The 20,889-nt window shown below is 53.3% G+C and carries 12 protein-coding genes; 4 read left to right on the forward strand and 8 right to left on the reverse strand.

Going from position 1 to position 20,889, the window contains the following annotated elements; all coding sequences use genetic code 11:
- Positions 1 to 228 precede the first annotated feature (228 nt).
- Positions 229 to 1,398: a M20 family metallopeptidase gene (locus LLG96_00795; protein ID MCE5248734.1), complete on the reverse strand. Its 1,170-nt coding sequence runs from the start codon at positions 1,396 to 1,398 to the stop codon at positions 229 to 231.
- A 239-nt stretch (positions 1,399 to 1,637) separates the two neighbouring features.
- On the opposite strand from LLG96_00795, the gene LLG96_00800 reads away from it, so the two are divergent.
- The 4 genes from LLG96_00800 to LLG96_00815 all read left to right on the forward strand — a co-directional run bounded on the left by LLG96_00800 (position 1,638) and on the right by LLG96_00815 (position 7,320).
- Positions 1,638 to 3,593, forward strand: coding sequence for an NAD(P)/FAD-dependent oxidoreductase (locus LLG96_00800; GenBank protein ID MCE5248735.1), 1,956 nt, complete (start codon positions 1,638 to 1,640; stop codon positions 3,591 to 3,593).
- Between the two features lie 319 nt (positions 3,594 to 3,912).
- Positions 3,913 to 5,187 (forward strand): DegT/DnrJ/EryC1/StrS family aminotransferase, encoded by a 1,275-nt coding sequence (locus tag LLG96_00805; GenBank protein ID MCE5248736.1) that lies wholly within the window; start codon positions 3,913 to 3,915, stop codon positions 5,185 to 5,187.
- Positions 5,188 to 5,386: 199 nt separating this feature from the next.
- Positions 5,387 to 6,457, forward strand: coding sequence for a Gfo/Idh/MocA family oxidoreductase (locus LLG96_00810; GenBank protein MCE5248737.1), 1,071 nt, complete (start codon positions 5,387 to 5,389; stop codon positions 6,455 to 6,457).
- A 65-nt stretch (positions 6,458 to 6,522) separates the two neighbouring features.
- Positions 6,523 to 7,320: a glucose 1-dehydrogenase gene (locus tag LLG96_00815; protein MCE5248738.1), complete on the forward strand. Its 798-nt coding sequence runs from the start codon at positions 6,523 to 6,525 to the stop codon at positions 7,318 to 7,320.
- A gap of 177 nt (positions 7,321 to 7,497) precedes the next feature.
- Here the strand turns inward: LLG96_00815 and LLG96_00820 are convergent, their stop codons facing one another.
- From LLG96_00820 to LLG96_00850, 7 genes are all read right to left on the reverse strand, one after another.
- A complete protein-coding gene (locus tag LLG96_00820; protein MCE5248739.1) occupies positions 7,498 to 8,169 on the reverse strand; it encodes an RraA family protein in 672 nt (223 codons plus the stop codon).
- Between the two features lie 227 nt (positions 8,170 to 8,396).
- Positions 8,397 to 9,650 (reverse strand): M20/M25/M40 family metallo-hydrolase, encoded by a 1,254-nt coding sequence (locus tag LLG96_00825; GenBank protein MCE5248740.1) that lies wholly within the window; start codon positions 9,648 to 9,650, stop codon positions 8,397 to 8,399.
- Between the two features lie 488 nt (positions 9,651 to 10,138).
- Positions 10,139 to 13,252, reverse strand: a complete 3,114-nt coding sequence (locus LLG96_00830) for a heparinase II/III-family protein (protein MCE5248741.1) — start codon at positions 13,250 to 13,252, stop codon at positions 10,139 to 10,141.
- Positions 13,253 to 13,306: 54 nt separating this feature from the next.
- Complete coding sequence (locus LLG96_00835; protein ID MCE5248742.1) at positions 13,307 to 14,380, reverse strand: C-terminal binding protein; 1,074 nt, start codon at positions 14,378 to 14,380, stop codon at positions 13,307 to 13,309.
- Between the two features lie 43 nt (positions 14,381 to 14,423).
- Positions 14,424 to 16,187, reverse strand: a complete 1,764-nt coding sequence (locus LLG96_00840; protein ID MCE5248743.1) for a hypothetical protein — start codon at positions 16,185 to 16,187, stop codon at positions 14,424 to 14,426.
- 151 nt (positions 16,188 to 16,338) lie between these two features.
- On the reverse strand, positions 16,339 to 17,307 hold the full coding sequence (locus LLG96_00845) for an ornithine cyclodeaminase family protein (GenBank protein ID MCE5248744.1): 969 nt from the start codon (positions 17,305 to 17,307) through the stop codon (positions 16,339 to 16,341).
- A gap of 221 nt (positions 17,308 to 17,528) precedes the next feature.
- Positions 17,529 to 20,720: a heparinase II/III-family protein gene (locus LLG96_00850; protein MCE5248745.1), complete on the reverse strand. Its 3,192-nt coding sequence runs from the start codon at positions 20,718 to 20,720 to the stop codon at positions 17,529 to 17,531.
- Between the last annotated feature and the right edge of the window lie 169 nt (positions 20,721 to 20,889).

Consider the following 20,889-nt stretch of genomic DNA (forward strand, 5'->3'; position numbering starts at 1 on the left):
GCACGTGATTCTCGTGATTGCAGAGACCGACGGGCTTTTGTTTGATCAGTATTTATAAATCATGATTATCACATACGCGATACTTCATGACATGGTCTTATTAACGAAAAATACTCCATTTATCATTTATTTGCATTTTACCATTGAGCATTATTATTACGTGTGCCAGTGGTATTTTATTAGTATGATGATCTAATATCTATATACTATGGCGTACTATCCCCCGCCTCATTTCAGACCGCACCCGATAAACCGCACAGCTATCTCAGACATGATTCTGATACCGACCGGGAGCGCCCGATCATCGAAATCATACGATGTGTTATGAATCGGTATACTCCCTCCAACACCGAGCATGAAGAAGCTTCCGGGTACCTTCCTGAGAAAGAACGAAAAATCTTCACCACCCATGGCAGAGGTTTTTATTTCGACCGCGTTCTCCGGCCCCAATGTATCACTTATAACATCACGGACAAGTGCTGTTGACCGGTCTTCATTGATTGTGGGCGGAAAATCGTCGAGAATCGCGAATTCAGCCTCTCCTCCCGATGCCCGTGCCGTTCCTTCGGCCATACGTGCGAGCATGCCGTGGACCGCACGTTGTGTCGCGGGGTCGAGCGTTCGTATGGTTCCGCCGAGGGTAACTTCGTCGGGAATGATGTTAACCGCCGTGCCGCCGTGAACGGTACCCACCGTGACAACAAAAGGTGAGAGCGGATCGGTCATCCGCGACCGAACAAGCTGGATACCCCCGATGATGCGCGCGGCGATGGTAACGGGATCGACTCCGGCATGCGGCATGGCGCCGTGGGTGCCCTTTCCCCTGACAATGATTCTGAAGCTGTTGACGGACGCCATGGCGGGCCCGAACCGGTATCCGACCTTTCCGAGCGGAATATCCGGCCACCCGTGGAGGGCAAAAATCGCTTCCGGTGCAGGATCGCCGAGCACTCTTTGCCGTATCATGGTATCCGCTCCGGTGCCTCCCTCTTCGTCAGGCTGGAAAATGAGCTTCACCGTTCCGGCGAGCTCGTGCTCGAGCTTCCTGAGCACCCACGCCGTACCTAACAGCACCGCAGTATGGCCGTCATGTCCGCACGCATGGCACAGGCCTTCGTGAACCGAGGCATACGGGAGACCTGAAAGGTCAGGCATCTCGAGGGCATCGATATCCGCTCTCAGGGCGACAACATGGCCATTACCGCGGCCTATTTCCGCAACGACGCCTGTTTCGGTACATCGCCGGTGAGTCACACCGATATCGTCGAGAAACGTTTCGATCACCGCGGCGGTCCTGTATTCCTTCAGGCCGATTTCCGGATGCTTGTGCAGATCGTGACGGATTACGATAATCCCTGGGCATATTTCTTCCACAAGCCGTGATATACGTGTATCCATTCAAATCCCCGAAAAAAAGTGAAAAAAACGTATATTTATCTTTGTATTTTTCAAATGTGGGCAGTATATACAATACATTCGTGAAAGTCAACAGTAATGGCAGAAGGCATATGGCACAAGGCATAAGGTAAAACACAAAGGAATATTATTTCTGTTGACAGACAACAGTATCGGAACTTTCTATATAGTAAAACTACAGTCCAAAACCATGATTTAATACATTTTTCAAGGAGAGATAAATGGCTCTACAACACATCTTCAGCCCGATACGGCTCGGGAAAGTAACCGTAGCCAACCGTACCGTGCTCGCGCCGATGGGAATCGGTATCAGCAGCCTCGACGAACCGTATCCGCTCAACAGTATCCGTTATTTCGAGGAGCGTGCCATCGGGGAAATCGGCATGATAATCACACCGTTCACCCCGGTGCATAACAAATTGTCCACGCTCCCTGTCGCCGGGATTACCCATGACCGTTTCATCCCCCATCACAAGCGGTTTGTGGACTGCATTCATCAGTACGACACCAGGGTATTCCTCCAGATTGCCCTTGCGGGAGGGCAGCTGAGCGGCGAGGCTCCCTCGGCGATATACAGCCCCATCTATACCGAAAAGCCGCGCGCCCTTACCACCGGTGAGCTCGATGAGCTTGTCGAGGCATTCGTAATCGCCGCGGGCAGGGCGATCGAGTCGGGTTACGATGGCGTCGAGGTGCACGGTGCACATTCCTATCTGATCGGGTCGATGATGTCTCCGGCACTCAATAAACGAACCGACAAATACGGCGGTTCATTCGAAGGAAGGATGAAATTCCCCCGTGACATAATCTCCGGGATCAGGGGGAAATACCCCGATTTCCCGGTCGGTTTCAAGTTCAGCGCCCACGAGCACCTCGAAGGCGGTGTCGATATCGAACTGGGAAAGCAGATCGCCAGCCACATAGCGCAGCTCGGCGTTGCCTACCTCCACCCTTCCACAACCGCGGTAACATTCGAATACATGGACGATTATTCCGCCGTTCCCGTGCTCTATATGCCCCGGAACAACCTGATTCCGCTTGCCGTGGAGACCAGAAAAGCAGCGCCCGGTGTTCCGATCATCGGGGCCGGGGGAATAACTGTGCCCGAGGAAGCGGAGGAGCTCATCGCATCGGGGAAATGCGACATGGTCGCCCTCGGCCGTCCATCGCTCGCCGACCCCCACTGGGCAAAAAAAGCGAAGGCGGGAAAAAAGGTGGTTCCGTGTATCCGGTGCAACGTCTGCTACCGTCAGCTCTGGGCCGGAGAACCGCTGTGGTGCTCGGTGAATCCGTATCTCGGTCACGAGGCCGAACAGTATCTTTCAACACCCTCGAAAAAGAAAAAAGTCATGATTATCGGCGCCGGCCCGGCTGGTATACGGTGTGCGCTGACAGCATCGAAACGGGGGCATGATGTCACGCTCTTCGAAAAGCGGCCTTACATCGGCGGGATGGTGTATCCCGGCAGCAGGCCGGACTGCAAGAAGGATGTGGCACGCCTTCTCGACTGGTACAACACCGAGCTCGGCGAAAGCACGGTCAGACTCAGGCTCAATACCGAAGTCACACCTGAGCTCGTCGAGCAGGAAGCCCCCGATGCGCTCGTTATCGCGGTTGGCGCCGAGCCTTCGGTGCCCGGTGTTCCCGGTATCGACATGCCTCATGTCGCATCGGCGGTCGATGTTCTCCGCGATGTGTCACGTTATAAAGGCAAAAAAGCCGTGGTTGTCGGGGGCGGCGATGTGGGCTGCGAAACCGCATGTCATCTGGCTGACAACGGCTGGAAGGTTACCATCGTCGAAATGCTCCCGCGCCTCATGGAGGAGAATGTGGTCATGGATGTGAAATTCCCCATGCTCGCGCTCCTCGAAAAGAAACATGTCACCGTAAGAACAGGGACAAAGCTCAGCAAAGTCACCGATGAAGGTATCGAAGCGATTCTCCCGAGCGGTAAAAAGGGAGGTATCGAGGCCGATATCGTGGTCATTGCGACCGGATTCAAAAAACCGCTGACATTCAATCCGGAAGACGTGTCCATGCATATCGCGCCGATGAGCGGAACACTGGGCAAACTCGCCATCAAAGCGGCGGAGTTTCATATCATCGGCGACTGCGCCAGACTCGGCCGCATCCGTGAAGCCACGGAAGCCGGAGAACGTATCGGCCGCTGGCTGTGACAATATCTGCGATCCGACAGGATGCGGAATAGCGCCACATGCAGAAAAGCCCCCGATTAAGGGGGCTTTTTTATTTTGATCTCGTTATGCACCAAAAAAACATGGTATATCATAGGTTATATGACGCTTTGAGGAAAATGATTTTATTGCACCATTAAAAGATGTATATTATTTTTTCGATATCACTTCGAATAATTTGCTTTTCCATAGGTATATAAACCTGCAGGGTTTATTATTTTTGCCCATTTACAGAGCACTAACAGAAATAGATGAAATTGATATTGAATGTGACAGTATCTACTTATAAGGAGGCTTTTTAATGAGTGAACTTGCAATTTTCGGCGGACAGCCGACCATAACCGGTTCCTGGCCCAAATGGCCCTTTGCCGGAAAACGCGAACGTGAGCTCCTCGATGAGGTTCTTTCAAGCGATCTCTGGGGAGGCACCGGATTAGGCCCCAAGATACGTGAACTCAACGACAAATTTGCCCGGTACTGCGATTGCAAATACGGCGCAGCGGTGGCAAACGGGACGGTATCGATGGAGCTTGCCCTCAAAGCATGGGACATCGGCCCCGGAGACGAGGTCATCTGCCCGGCGGTCACCTTCATGGCGACAGCGACCGCACCTCACCATGTCGGAGCCACCGTCGTGTACGTGGACATAGACCCGAAGACGCTCAATATCGACCCGGCAAGGATCGAGGAGGCAGTGACTCCGAAAACACGGGCAATCATTCCCGTTCACATCGGCGGACACCCCTGCGACATGGACCCCATCATGGAAATAGCCCGGAAGCATGGAATTAAAGTGCTCGAAGATGCCGCTCAGGCGCACGGTTCCATCTATAAGGGCCGTAAATCCGGCTCACTGGGCGATGCGGGTTCTTTCAGCTTCCAGCAGTCGAAAAACATGCAGAGCGGTGAAGGCGGAATCGTTGTCAGCAACGACCGTGATTTTATCGATCTCATTCACTACAGCATCGGCAAATTCGGCCGGGGAGTCCGTGAAAAATATGCGGGCCATATTCACTACCGGTTCGGCTGGAATGCTTGCTATACCGAACTGCAGGCAGCCCTTGCCCTTGCCCAGCTCGAACGTCTCGAGGAACACACGGAAAAACGCGCAGCAAACGCAAAACTGCTCTACAGACTGCTCGATGGCATCGAGGGTATCGAACCGCTCGTCTGGCAGCCCTACTGCGATCGTCACGGCCACCATCTTGTCAACCTCCGCTTCATAAGCGAAGAATTCGATGGTGCCAGCAGGGCACAGTTTCTGGCGGCTCTCAACAAAGAAGGTGTCGTGTGTTCGTCATTCTATCCCATGCCGCTCTATGAGCAGCCCTTATACAAAACGGACAAAACCCTGTCCATGCGGTATCTCCCGAGCCCCGTTTCGGAACGGACATGCAGGGAAATCGTTTTCCTCGAACAGAACCTGTTCCTCGCCGAAAGCGGACGAATCGAAAAAATCGCCGAAGCAATCAGGAAGGTGCGTAAAAATGCTTCCGAGCTTCACGATATCGATGTGACTGAAAACGATTTCATGGGTTCCGCCGTGCTCAAGAAAGCCCGTGAAAACGCGGCATGACCCGTACGGGCAGCTGGCAGGGCGGATGACTATAAAAACGATTTTTGAGAATCATATACGATTTATTGCTCAGGTGATTAAACAGTGACATCGGTTGACGTCATGCCGGACTTGTTTCGGTATCTATTCCGAATGTCAGTATAATTATTTATTCGCCGGAGCAATAAAATGTTAACGTGATTAATTCCGGAGGAAAGTAATGTCAGAGAAATTCGGTTTCGGGATAATAGGCGCCGGGGTTATAAGCACCTATCATGCAAAGGCAATCGAAGCACACCCGGACGGGAAAATCGTGGCTGTTGCCGATGTCGTCAAGGCAAACGCCGAAAAATTCGCCGCAGAACATCACTGCGATGTCTATACCGACTGGCGTGAAATGCTCAAACGCCCCGATATCGACGCCATCAATGTCTGCTCCCCCTCCGGACTCCATGCCGAACATACAATAGGCGCCGCCCAGGCTGGCAAGCATATCATCGTCGAAAAGAGCATGGCAATCAATGTGAAGGACGCAACCCGCATGATCCGGGCTGCAAGAGACAGCGGAGTCAAGCTCGCTGTCATCTTCCAGAAAAGGACGGAAGAAGCACCGAACAGGATAAAGAAAGCTATTGCGGACGGCGTATTCGGTAAAATGGTGTTCGGCGATGCTTCGATCAAGTACTGGCGGAACCAGGCCTACTACGACAGCGCAGACTGGCGCGGGACATGGGCGCAGGAAGGCGGCGGCTCCACAATGACCCAGGGGATTCACGGCATCGATCTTCTCCTCTACATGATGGGTGACGTCGAAAAGATTTATGCAATGATGGATACAGTCGCCCATGTCAGAATCGAGGTGGAAGACATCGCCCTCGCCCTGCTCACTTTCAAGAACGGCGCGTACGGTCGTCTCCAGACAGCGACTGCATGCAATCCCGGCCAGGGAAATGTGTTCGATATCAACGGCACCCTCGGAACGGCGATCCTTGTCGAGGACACCATTACAAGCTGGGCGGTCTCCGATTCCAAGGAAACCGTGGCGCAGGAAACGATTACCGGTGTCGCCGGTAAAGCGGGCACCGCTGCCTCGTCCTATAAAACATTCCCCGTCGAGGGCCACATCATGCAGATGGCGAATTTCATCTCTGCGGTCAGGACAGGCGAAGAGCTCATATGCAGCGGCGAGGAAGGGCGACGGTCACTCGTGCTCATCGAGGCCCTCTATACATCGGCCCGCCGTGGCCAGGAAGTGTATCTCGAGGAAATCCTCGAAGGCAACGAAATCTGATTGGTGAAACGTTGACAGAAAATGCTGAATACATCATGGTGGTATACCAGGAAGGATAACGGGGCATGAGCGAGAATCTCTTTGACCTGACCGGGAAAACGGCGATTGTAACGGGATCGAGCCGTGGACTCGGACTCTACTTTGCACGGGCGCTTGCACGCGCCGGCGCCGATCTTGTGGTCACGAGCCGTTCTATCGCCTCTCTTGCGCCCGTCAGGGAAGAAATCGAAGCTCTCGGCGTCCGCGTATTCCCCGTCGAGCTCGATGTCCGTGAGTACGGGAGCATCCGGAAGGCGGTGGATGCGGCGTACGACCATTACGGCAAAATCGACATCCTCGTGAACAACGCGGGGTGCAATGTCCGCAAACCGGCGGTGGATGTAACATGGGATGACTGGAACCTCGTGGTCGACACGAACCTCCGGGGGCCGTTTTTCATGGCGCAGGCCGTTGCGCAGAAGATGATTCCGAGAAAATACGGAAGAATCGTCAATATCGGGTCGGTCACCTCCGTGTTCGGGTATGCCGCGCTCGGGCCGTACTGTGCAAGCCGCGGCGGAATCAAGCAGCTTACCATGAGCCTTGCGGATGACTGGGGATTATACGGGATAACGGTCAACTGTCTCGCTCCGGGCTGGTTCAAGACCGCACAGACCGCGGTGCTCTACGAAAACAAGGAATGGGTCGATTACCTCGTCGACCGTATCCCGCTCAAACGCCCGGGACATCCGAACGACCTCGACGGCACCATTGTCTTCCTGTCTTCCGATGCAAGCGCGTACATGACCGGCCAGACAATCCTCGTGGACGGCGGCATTTCAACCGGAGCAACCCGCGCCACAGCGCAGAAAAGAAGCGTCTGAGCACATGGAGTGATACATAACGGCATGCTTCGATGGATAAAGAGCAGAAGCTGATCTGTTACCGATACAGAACACTATCATTGCATAATAATAAAAAAAGCGCATGACCGGATTTTCCCGGTTATGCGCTTTTCGTGTATTACGGCTATCGTACAGTTTTATTCTCTCCGGTTGCGCTCAAAGTACATGGTATTTATCCCACATCTCGCGCATTGAGGCTCCACTCTCGAGCCTTGACCGTATTTCATTCTCGACCTTGACCCGTTTTGCCGCCTCCTGGATCACATCCATCTCAACAACCTGAGGAATGAACACCATCCCGTCGAGATCGGCAAACACAATCTGGCCCGGTTTAACGCGACGGCCGCCGATAATGACGGGGGAATCGTATTCAACAACGGCCGAGCGGTCGGTGGAATCGATGGGCGAAATTCCTCTTACAAACGTCGGAAATTTCAGATTGATCAGTTTACGGGCATCACGGGTATAGCCGTCCACGATGACACCTCTCCCGCCGCGTTTCATCATGGCAGCAGCCGACAGCTCACCCATGATCCCGGTTTCGATGGGCTTGTCGGACGAAGCGACAGCCACCTCTCCGGGTATAAGGCTGTCGAGCAGCTCGATGGCGAGCTTGTACGGATCGGATGTCCCCGTCTTCATGGGAGCGTTCAGCAGCGTACGGACACGTCCGGCGCATACTGCCTCCGAGAAAAGGGGACGAATCATCGCGGCAGGACTCACCGCGCATTCCGGGTAACCCATTTCATCGAGAATATCCGAAAGCGCTCCCGCATAAAAGAACTGTTCCATGAACTCAAACATCTTTATTTCATTTTCAAACTCCATACCGAGTTCCTCCTATAGTATCTCAGCCCGGATTATTTATGAGAATATTTAACCACAAAGACACAAATAGATATAATATATTATTTATACTATATGTTAGCAATTATTATTCGTTAACTTCCTGAAAGATATAAATAAAAGACAAATCCGTGAAAATCCGCCTGATCCGCGAGAATCCGCGTTCCATTAAATTTTTTATGATAGGTCGGATCAGATACGTTGTCTTCCTATGAAACGGTAAAACCGCACCACTTTTTTATAAAGAGGATCATGACGGCCGATTCGACCGGGATTTCATCGAGCCTGACACGTTCATATGCGGTATGAGCAGTTCCGATCCCGCCGCAGCCGGTCAGAACCCCGGGAATCCCCGCGATATTGGTATAAAACCACGTATCCGCCGAGGCCGGAAGAGCGGCGATTTCCGAATGAATTCCCATTTCCTCGAAGCACTGCCCAAGAAGCTTGACAAACGGGAGCTCCGGATCGATCCTGCTCGTGTCGTGACGGTAATCGAACGTGATTTCGAAATTCCCGCTCAGCCATTCCGATCCACGGGTTTTCAGCCGGTCGATCATCTCAGCCATAACTTTTTCTTTCGGCGTTGTCAGAATGCCGAATACACCCTTGAATACCGCCATCTGCGGCGCCATGGCAGGCCAGTCGCCCGCCTTCATCTGCCCGAATGTCACCGGCATGGGATTTTCGATCTCCGAGAAGAGAGGGTCGTCGCGGTGTGTCCCGGCCAGCAGGTCGTCATGGTATTCCTCGATGATACTCATCGCCTCGAAAGCCGTTTTAAGTGCGCTTACCGTCATCTGAGCCGACCCGGAATGACCAGCTCTGCCGTAACAGGTGCAGGTGAACCACAGCGCGCCCCGGACTGAGGTATGCAATTTCCCTATCCCGCATCCCTCGAGATTGATGCAGCAGTCGGCTTTTTCACCGTGTCTGATGAGCGCGAGCGTGCCGTTGCCGCCGGTCTCTTCCTCGATGACTATGTGGAGTATCACATCGCCGTGGGGCCTTAAGCTCAGCTTTTTCATGGCTTTGAGCATCATCCACATGACCGCGACAAGCCCCTTGTCGTCTATGGCGCCGCGACCGTACATCTCACCGTCCCGGATGAACGGGTCAAACGGCCGTTCGTGGCCGGCAGACGGCGGGACGACATCCACATGGGCGTTGAAGACAACGCTTTTCCCGGCGCCGTCTCCCTTGAGAACAACGCGGAGATTCGGCCTTCCCTCGTACGGACGCTCGTCAATTCTGAAGGCATAATCGGGATCGTGTATGATGTCTTCGGGCACGGGAACCTTTTCGCACACATCGGCGAGGTCCTTGAACTGCCCGTACAGACATTCCATCGCGGGGCCTTCGTATCCGGGCGTCGATTCGAACCGCACGAGCCTGTCGAGAAACGCTGTCGTTTCATCGAGGAGACCTTCGCAGGTCTTCCTTATTGTGTCGTTATCGATCATGTAACACTCCTGTTCTTGTGGTAACTGCGTATAAGCGAAAAAACAAAATCCGGATATTCAATCGATGACTCCCGGGGATGAATCCCTGGGCTATTACCGAAAAGTGCCTCCGGCACTCACCTGAACATATCGGTGGTTCAAGGAGTCCCGTCAGGGACTTATCGACAATAGACCGGCATTTGAATGCCGGGCATGAAGAGATGTCTTCTCGATCTTATTTCAGGGTTAGTGCATAAAACTTACGCATGAGATGTTTTGCACATCAAAGTGTCATTTCCTTGAAAGACGCCACTTTCGAGTCTTTAATCAGGGGCGGGAATCCATTTTTATTTTTCATCACAGAGCGAAGTTACAACTGGATACCCGATTCACTCCGTTTCCGGGAATAACAATCCTCGTTCGATAAAGCAGCTAATATAAGCTAATTTACTAACCAGAAAACGAAATATACTCATACTGTATTTTTGGAGACTCCAATCCCCGCACTTTCACTTCTTCAATTCGATCGATCCCTGTCCCGCAGGTACTCCGAGCGAAACAAATCCTGTCTCGCGGTCGTATTTCCAGCCTTTTATCTTCTCGCCGTTCACCATAACAGCGTGTACCCGCTCCGGGGAGAGGATTTCGAGCGCAGCGGGTTCAACAGTACTGTAGGAGACGGCATCCTGCTCAATGAGAACCGTTATCGGCCTGTCGGAATTCACCACGGTTTTCCCTTTAATCGAGCCGAATGTCGCACCGGCAAGCAGAAAGCCGCCATCGCGGGACAGCGCCGCACACAGGCCGTCCGTGCCGATCGATCCGTTATCCGCAGCGGTGCCCGACCGGTTGATGAGCACATCAACGTCGTCAAACTCGATGACCATATATTCCCCGAAGCTCTGCGATTTCCTTACATGAAGCTCGGTTGACAGGATTACGGCGGAGACCGCTTTCCCGCCTGATGTTGCAAGGTTCACGGTCACACGGCCGAGCGGTTCGATTGGATTATCTGTGAGCATACCGAGCTTGACCGGATCGGCATCGAGGGTCAGAGAGGGTCTGGCATCCTGACCGAGCGCGATTCCCGCAAGTCTGGTAATACCGGAACTGACGGTGAAAACATCCTCATCGGCGAGCACCATGTCAGACAGCTTCGGGCCATGAAACAGCACATCCATCGATGCTTCCCCCTGCTGGGTCTCAAGCCTGTCGATAACGACAGCCGTACGGGGAGCTATATAGAGGATACCGCGTTCGAGCCTTTTTACGTTGCCCAGATAGAGCGGGGTGAGATCGCCCAGAGCGAACGCCATGTCACGGCCGTTGACGAAGGATGTTATCCGCGCATGATCGTTCATTCCGGCCGCATAGTCGCCGTGATCGCCCGTTCTCTGGCTCTGCGGGTTATGATCGACGAGAACGCAGTTGTGCCCGATGGGCTGGATTATATGACTCTGGTAAAAAGGATCGTTATAATAGTCGCTGTATTCCTGCTCGGTTATAAGGAGTCTGCCGCGGTCGGAGAGAAAAAACGTTCCCTGGTCGAGGTGCTGATGATTGCCGAAAGGACCGCACCTGAAGGTCAGGACAAATGGCTCCGGGCCGGGTCCCGAGCGGAACACCACCGTGCCGGTTTTCCTGAACCACTTTGCGCCCGTGAGATTTCCCGGCTGTTTGCGCGGGATATCGTCGATATCGTACAGAACGGTATGAAACGTGTAGTAGGACGGCGTCGGCGGATTGAGATCGTAGAACCAGGCAAGCTCGGGATCGCGGAATTTTTCGAGCAGCCAGGGGAAAGCCGACATATCCGGCGGCGTAATCCGGGCATCGCCGAAGGTGAAATAGAGCCCGGCGTCATGGTCGGCTGCCCAGAATCCCTCGGTATACTGACGGTCGAGCATTGGCGACATGTCGATATTGAGGCATTTCTCGAAAAAGGGCAGTATCTCGGTATAGATACGCATGGTCCCGTACCCGTAGCCGTACCCTTCGAGGCAGCCGCTGTCGCCGTCATACACGGTATTCATGTGCGCTCTCAGTTTGTACAGGCACCCGCTCAGCATGGGTTCGAGACCGGTCGTGTCACCCGTTTCCCCGAGGATCGCAGTCGCGCCCGCAAGAGCCCCGCCGACAATCGCGGGTATCCAGTTCGACTCGTTGCACGTGCACTGGTCGGCAACAACATACGTCCTGTAAGCCGGTTCGAGACCGTTACGGATCATCGCCTGCCGGACTGTGTCGCGTTCCTCTTCGGTCAGGCGGTCGTAGAGAATATCGTAGGTCAATGCCAGATTGCAGGTCGTATAGTATTGGTAGAGGTAGATATGATGCCCCCGGTTGACCATCCACGGGTGTGTCCATGTCGGCCAGCGGCAGAGCGCAATGAGCGCCTGTTTCGCCCATTCCGCCGCTTCCTCGTCGCCATCGACAACCGAGACGATGGCATTTGCCTCGGCCCGCTGGGGTATGGTCGCTATCCGCGTACGGTACGGCTCGAACGATGAGAGCCACCCCTTTTCGGGGAAATAATCGAGATCATAGGGAAGCTCTGTGGAGTATTTTTCACGGCCTTCGCGGGCATCGGACCTGATTTTTTCGAGAAAGGCGGCGTTTTTCGGTTGTTTGAGACGCGCGACGAACGCTTCCCTGCCCTCACTGTCGAACCAGAGCCGTGGATGGGAAGCGAAACGCCGGTCATCCATTACCATGAAGGTAAATATCGACCGTGCGACAATCTCTTTTTTCCGTTCGCCGGTCAGCGTTACTTCGTACATTCCCGCCGGAAACCGTTTCCCGTCGAGGGCAGGCGGCTTATGGAGAGTCCATGAATCGCCATCCTTGTCGAGTTTTTCGGTGTATACCGTTTTCTCCGGCCTGTCGAACCGGGTTATACTTACGGTGACGTTGTCCGGGGATGAGGAGGCGCATGTCCCCCTGATAGACAGCGTATCGCCCTCACGGTAATGATTGAGGGCAATCGCGGAATCCCACTCGTCGAGCGATTCCGTTCGCGGCTCCACGAAGGTAAACTGCGCTTCACGGTATCCCGAGACGGAGAAATCGTCGAAACCGGCTGCTATGGGTATGTCGGGATCGGCGCTCTCAAAGCGCACGGTGACGGCCAGGGCGGTTATATCGAGCTCTCCTGCAGGGGCACGGCCCGCCGCTTTCAGAATGTCGGCGATACCGAGGTCGAGGAGCACCCACCGGTTCGTTTCGGGATTCATGAACCGCGACCGCACCCTGTCGCCGTTCGCCATGGGAAGATCGATGCCGAGCCATGATGGTTTGACCGTACTCTTGATATAGTACCTGAACCGTACGCGGCTCCGGTCATCGAGCCTCATGCTGAGCCGTTTGACCACGCCGGTAAGCTGCGGGGCGTTCCACTGCGGGTAGATAATCTTGCACAGAACTGTTCCCTGCTCGCCGGGCTGAATGGTTCCCGGATAGATGTACGGCGCTTCATAGGCGGCGTCCTGTATGGGCGGATAGCTCGACCATCCCATTGTCTCACGGGTCTCGAAATCCTGGCGGCAGGTCCACGGCTCGTAATCTATCGCTGAAACAGGCGTGACAGTGAAAATCAGCCCCGCAATACACCACAGTATTTTCATGACTATCTCCATCTCCAATGAAAAAAGTTGTCTTACGGGAAATTGAAGAAAGGCTCATTCCTGAATATTCATTCTCAGCAGGGGGCTTTGATACACCTCTGGATTGACCACATACCTCGGCGGTTTCCCCGCGAGAAACGCCCGGACATCATCCATGATCATATAACGGATATCCCAGCCGCCTTCTTCGCTGTACCATGCGATATGCGGGCTCATCACCACGGTATCGAGCGAAAACAGATCGCTGTCCGGCGGAGGCGGCTCAGGTTCGCAGACATCGAGCCCGGCGCCGGCGATTGTACCGTTTTTGAGCGCCGCGATGAGATCGTCGGTCCTGATGACCGGCCCGCGGGATGTATTGACAAGGACTGCGGTCTTTTTCATGAGTGAGAGCGTGCGGGCATCGATCATACCCCGTGTTTCGCCGGTTACCGGAACATGGATGGTGACTATGTCCGACCGTTCGAGGAGTTCCCCGAGCGGAGTATGTATGATACCCAGTTCATTAAGCCGTTCCTGAGAAAGATAGGGATCGCAGACCAGAATATGCATGCCCATGGCGCTCATTTTTCTGAGCACCTTGCTCCCGATGTTGCCGCACCCGATGATACCGAGCGTTTTCCCGGCCATGCGGTACAGCGGCGCTATCGGCTCGGAGCTCCATTTCCCCGTTTCCGTCCATGTCCGGAGCATCCTGTTCTGGATATTCTTCTTGCGGTACGCCTCGAACATGAGCATGATCGCCTGCTCCGCGACATCCTCGCTCGAAGCGGTCGCCTCGTTGGCGAATAAGATACCGTTCCTCGTTGCGGCGGCGACATCGACATTGTCATATCCAATCCCGTGCCTGAGGATTACCCTGACATTTTTCAGGGCATCGATAACCTCGGCGGGAAATTTCGCCATATTGACCAGCAGAATATCGGCGTCATGCACATGCCGGACGATCTCATCGGGCGGCGCCGTTTTGAGCCGGTAATAATCGAAATCGATACCGAGCTTCGAACACTCGGACTCTTCCCATGCGAGGTCGCGCTCGATGTAATCGGTTATTTTAAAGACAATTCGCTTTTTCATGGCAGGATCATTTCCTTCGTTATAGTCCGTTTCCCGGTACAAAGTGTTCATAGTTCCCTTCTCCCATGAATGGGAAAGGTATACGGAATGTCTTTCACATACCTGCCTGCATACCCCGTTTTTCTCTCGATAAGAGACGGAGCGCGCCGCCCAGGAGAATGATAAAGAGCCCGACGATCAAATCGAGCCTGAAAGCCCTGCTGTCATGGTAAAAGATAAGCACAACCGCCGAAATCAGAACTACCGAACAGCCGAACATGAACAGGGTAAGTCCGATAATTCCGAACGGCGACTTCCTCGCTTTCCCTTCCTTTTCGATTTCAAACGGCGTTTCGAGATCGACGAAGAATTCCTTCACCCGCTCCTGCTCGTCACGGGGCGTTTCTTTTGAGATTGTACCAATCCACATTCCGAGAATCGTCATCATGATATTGAGCATGGTCGCGGCGGAATTCCAGCCGCTTCTCAGCCAGAAATCGACGCGGGGACTGGAAGCCATGAGAGCGGTATATTTCTGGACGAGAACGATATTGAAGATGATAAGAAACACCCCGGTAAGCGTACCGGCGATAATTCCCCAGATGACGCCGCGCGAGTTGCATTTCCTCCACAGAAGCCCCGCAATGAGCGGTATCATGATGGGCGGTCCGAACGCGCTGAAGAACCTGAACATGATGTCCATGAGCGTGAATCCCTTGAGAGAATTAAGCAGAATCGCCAGCAGCATGGTCACCGTGCCGATGATGAGCGTTGCGAGACGGCCGAAGAGTATCTCGCGCTGTTCAGTGGCTTTCGGATTGACGATCTTCGTATAGAAATCGCGTGTCAGAACTCCCGAAAGGGTGTTGTATTCAGAGCCGAGTGTCGACATTGTCGCGCTGAGCATCGCGGATATGATGACACCCATTAGGCCGATGGGAAGTATCTTCAGACTGATTGCCGCATAGACATACCGCGAATTCTCAAGGTTGGGAAGAATTACCCGCGCAGCCATACCGGGAAAGAAAAATATCGGCGGGAATATGAACATGAGAAGGGCGATATAATACACCATCTTGCGGGCGTCCTGTTCGCTTCTCACACAATTGTATTTCTGCACAAGAGACCAGCTCGCACTGTAGGTGAGCAGGGTCAGTGCAAAAACGGTGAACACGAGATACGACCAGTCGTACGGTTTCCGCAGGGGACTCAGGAATCCCTGGGGGAATTGTGTGATAAATCCGCCGAAATCTCCGATATAATGGAAAGTAAGTATAAAAAGCACGATCACTCCGATGGCAAGAATCACCGCCTGTACAAAATCGGTGATCATGACCGCGAGCTGGCCGCCCAGATAGGTATAGGCGATCATCATAATCCCGACAAAAATCACGAACCGGTTGAACGTTACACTCTGGTTCTGGAGGGCAACCATAAGAACAAGCGCCGTCGAGTATATTTTCAGGGCATTATCGAACAGGCGAAGCGGAAAGCCTGTCCACACGAATATCTGGTGAACCGTTTTATTATAGCGTTTCTCCATGAAACCTATCGGCGTCAGGATACGTGCCCGGCGCCAGCGGTGAGCGATAAAATACCCTCCGAGCAGGACACAGACAGGACTGATCCAGCATATGGTAACCGCCACGAATCCGTATTTATACGAAATCTCATTGTAGATCACGAGCAGGAGCGTGCTGAAGGAGGCCATGTAAAACGATGTTCCCGCCAGCCACCACGGCATGATATTTCCGGCGGCGAAAAAATCCTTTGCCATCTTTATATGCCGCGAGAAATATATCCCGGCAAATATCATGAGGGCAAAATATGAAAAAATAACAAGATAATCCGGAAGTTGTATGCCGGTCAGATTGTCCATGTGCGATTCCTTTTCAGTGAGTTAAATATATCCATAATCGTTTCAGTGCGCGGGCAATGTGTCCCGAAAAGTACCTGGCATAAGGTGTTTTCGGCTGCCTCTGTCCCTCTGTCCATTTGTCCCTTTACCACTTTGTCCCGTCTTAACACTCTTACAGAGGCAGTAGGGTACCGATACCCGAAGAGCGGGCTTTCGAATAGACAGTTATCGCCACAGCCATATCATCGAGCGCGATACCGAGATTGATGCATATATTCCGTTCATGTTCCGATTCCCTGGCAGGTTTTTTTCCGGCCACGATTTCACCGAGGTCGGCATATGCATGGGGAGTCTCGCTGAAATATCCTTCCTTACGGTAGTATTCCATCTGACGGATATCATCGGTGGCGAGCTTGTCTGCTTCACCGAGCGCGGCTCCCTGCCAGTACGAATCGAAGTCGACCGGACTTGCAAATCCGCCCTGTTTGAGCCAGCCCGGCTCGATGACAGGCGTGGGTTTCCTGAGAATCGGTCCGCTCGTCACCACGATATCGAGACCCTTTACCGCTTCCTCAGGCGTACTGACAACCTCGATTTCGATACCGAGCCGTTTCTCCATATCACGGACGAATGAACGTGCAACCTCCGGGTAGAGATCAAATGCCTTGACTTGTTTAAGGTCGAAAACACAGCTCACCGCTTCGAGATTCGCCCTGCCCTGGACACCGCAGGCAAGAATGCCCAAGGTCGTACTGTCTTTCCGGGCAAGGTATTTTGCCGCGACAGCCGAAGCCGCTCCTGTACGCATCGCGGTGATCCATGTGCAGTCCATGACCGCAATCGGGAATCCTGTTTCCGGGTCGTTCAGAATGAGAAGACCGCTGATATAGGGAAGCCCCTTTTTCTGGTTCTGCGGGTAGCCGGACACCCATTTCATTCCAGCCGAACCGAGACTCGGTATATACGCGGGCATCGCATGGATAAATGCATCGGGCAGCGGATGTATCCCCGGTTTCGGGGGCATTTCGACCTTACCTTCGCCCTTTTCCCGGAACATCCTCTCCAGCGCGTCGATGATCTCACCCATGGAGAGATTGACCGTTTCCACATCCTCCCGTGACAGATACAGAATATCAGACATTTTCACCTCATCATTTATTATAAAAGTAAAGGTAATCCGGTTATTCAATTTACTTATAATCAATGAGTTATTATACGAATATCGTCATTCCCGGAAACGAAGTGAACAGGGATTCCGGTGTTAAGATATCTATACAATGAGCATTATATATTGGATTCCCGTTTTCACGGGAATGACATTATTCATAACCGGTAACACCGTATCATAACCGAATCCCAACGTTACTTTCCGACTGTCACTTCCCCCTCTCCGGCGGGAAGCTTCATGCGTACAATTTTTCGCTCGGCATCGTAGCTGAAATCTTTCACCGGTTTCCCGTTAACGGTTACAGCAGATGGCCGGGCGGCAGCTCCGAAAGCGACACTGCTTTCACATGAGAGACAGTATGTATAACCGTTTCCCCCTGTCTCGCACGTTATCGGCGCGGATGATTCGATCAACACCGTTCCATTCCTGAGAAGCGATGTACAGAGCGCGGCGAAGACACTCGAATCGTCCCATGTCACTGCCAGTGCATCGGTTGCAATATCCCCGGCAGTATAGATACAACCAGGCCGGGTTGCAAACGCGAATTTCGCTCCCCGGATCGTGCCGGATATGCAACCGTCGCCTTTAACGGTAACAACGTCCGGCTCAACCACGTCATCGGTGGACAGGAGATTCGCCATGACAAGCGGCACCCGGTCGGTACGGGCGGTTACCGTGAGCATACCCTCTCTTCTCAGGGGTTTCTCGTTCTGGAGAGTATAGAGATAGTGCGGTGTTTCGACCGCTCTCACATCGAGGTGATCCGGATACAGGTGCCTGATGTTGAGTGTCTTTTCGCTTGTTGGCGTTTTTGTGGTTTTAACCACTTCGCCGCGCATTTTCTCCGGGTCTTCGATGAGCTTGAGCTTGTCGTGGAGGGTGATGGCCGAAACCGTGTCACCGGCCGTTATATCGTCAAGATAGTTCGTCTGGAAAAGAAGCGTCACATCGACATCACGGTCGCCGGGGACCGCAGTATCGAGCATGAGCAGTGTCCGGGGCTTGAGATACAGGACATTCCGTCTCAGGCACTTAACCTTCCCCCAGTAGAGACGTCCGATATCTCCCGAGGTGAAAGCGGCGTTCTTTCCGTCAAGAAACTGGTTGATGAAGGCATAGTCATCGAATCCGTCCACATGCCAGAGGAGGTCACCCACACGCTGGCTCTGGTGATTTCCGTTGATAAGGATGGTCGAATGACCGACCGGCTGGGTATACCATGGCTGATAGAGGGGATCCTCGTAATAGGTGCTGCCGTGACGCTCCTCGATGAATATCCCGCCGCGGTCGGCGAGCCAGAACGATCCCTGGTCGATATGCTGGTGGTTGACAAAAGGTCCGGTACGCAGAACAAATACGAAATCATCGGGATTCCAGCCGCTCTTGAACACCGTGGTGCCCACATCCCTGAACACCATGACTGGATTCTCGTCGAACGGATCGTCCTGAGACACATCCTTTGTTTCGTAGAGCACATCCATGAAGGTTTCGCCTTCCTTCATGAAGTTATAAAACCACCCGAGCAGCGGATCCTTGTATTTGGGCAGCATCCACGCAAAGTTGGTTAGAGGTCGCAGGTTTTCTCCCGAATCGCCGAAATAGAAGGCCTTTTTGTCCTTGACGATTCCCGCCCAGACAGTTTCTTTATATGACCCGTTAAGCTTCCCCGACATATCGACCCTGAACACATTTCCCACTGCCGGAAGACTCTTCGACCACGAGAGCATCGAGAAATTGTAGTACCCGTATCCTTCGCCGTAAGCACCGTCACGGTCGGTGACTTTCTGGATGAGATCGTAATCTTTCAATATGGCGCCCGTAAAGTACGGTTCGAGCTGTGCGACATCGGGGCCGTCGCCGTACATCGCGGCCTGGCACATGAGCGACCCGCCGGTGATATGGGCAACCCAGTTCGAGGTGTTCGAGGTAACGAGGTCGTCCTCCACATATCCCTGGTGGCAACCGAGAACGATGAACCGCATCATGCCGTCGCGGACAGCCTTACGCTCGGTGTCGCTCATAAGATCGTACGTCAGGTCATAGGCCATAGCCATGTCCATGCCGAATTCACCGACCGGATAGTAGATATGCCTCCCCCGCTTGACCATCCAGGGATGAAGGATATAGGGAAACGAGCTGATTTTCACCATCATGTCTTTTGCATATATACCCGCCTCACGGTCGCCGGCGAAGGCGTATGCGAGCGCATTGCTATAGAATGCAGAACGCCATGTGTGAATTCTCGCGCTCGACCAGCCCCGGAGGGTCGGAATCCAGTCTTCATCGGGGAACTGGTCGATATCGAACACGACCTTGTCGAGCGGGGTTTCGCTGCGGGATGATTGAGCCTGTTTGACAATAGAATCGTATACCGATTTGAAACGGTCTGTCTTGAGGCGGGCATCGACCCAATTCTTCTTCTTTTCGGCATCGAACCAGAGGCGCGGATGGCTGCCCCCGATGTTTTTCGGGGCTATGTAGATCGTAAATTCGGTGTCGGAAAGCCGTTCGCCGCCCTTGAAGGCTTCGAGCACTGCATGATACAGCCCTTCCGGGAAAGACAGCCGAAACGAAGTGCCCCATTCGTCGCCTTTTTTCTTCAGCTCGCCGGAATACACCGTTTTCGTGCTGTCGGTAAACAACTTTACGGTCAGGGAAACGCGGTTCACATCGAGTGGCCAGTTCCCCCGGAGCGTGAACGTGTCGCCGGCATTATAGTGCCTGTCGGGTATGTATGGCTTCCATTCGGAGAGCTTGAACACCTTCGGCTCGGCGAACTGGAATGCCAGTGCTCTCGCGCCCTTGACCGTAATATCGTCAAGGCCGAAAAATATGGGCATCGCGGGATCGGCATCCGGAAATTTCGCAAGCACCGCGAGAGCATTCACCTTTATCCTGTCACGGCCTGCGAGACGGGGATTCTCACGGATAAAATCATTGTACGAGAGCGCAACCGGCACCCAGCGGTTGGTCGGAGGGTCGGGTATGGTAACATCCACCTTTTTATCCGGTCCGGCGGCAAGCCTCACCTTGATGTATTCAGGGCGGAGCTCCGTTTTCAGATAGTACCTCAGGGAAACGGTCGAACCGGGCACGAAATACATATCGAGCTCTTTCTGTGCGCCCGCGTAATTGTCCACATTCGTATAGGGAGTGACTTTCTGGACGAGCGCTATGTTGGGATCGCCGGGCACCATGGTATTCACCCGTATGTTGGGATCGTATGCAGTATCCTGCCAGAGGGGATACGAAGCCCATGCCGACAGCTCCCTGGTCTCGAAATCCTGACGGTAGGAAAACGGCTCGAGCGCGGTATCGGCGGAAATATCCCGTGCAGCCGCGAATACAAGCATGCATGACATAATCAGAACAGCGAATACTTTCATGACACCTTCCTTTGTTGTATGGGTACCATTTTAAACCGATTTTATCTGAAAATATACATAAAATATTTCACCACGGAGACACGGAGATCACGGAGAAAGAAAAACTTTGTAATGACATGTTTTATTGGATATTATCTGAAAATACATTTTCATCCTTCGTTGTGACCAT

It is taken from the genome of bacterium (genome assembly GCA_021372535.1).
Classification (GTDB): domain Bacteria; phylum Latescibacterota; class Latescibacteria; order Latescibacterales; family Latescibacteraceae; genus JAFGMP01.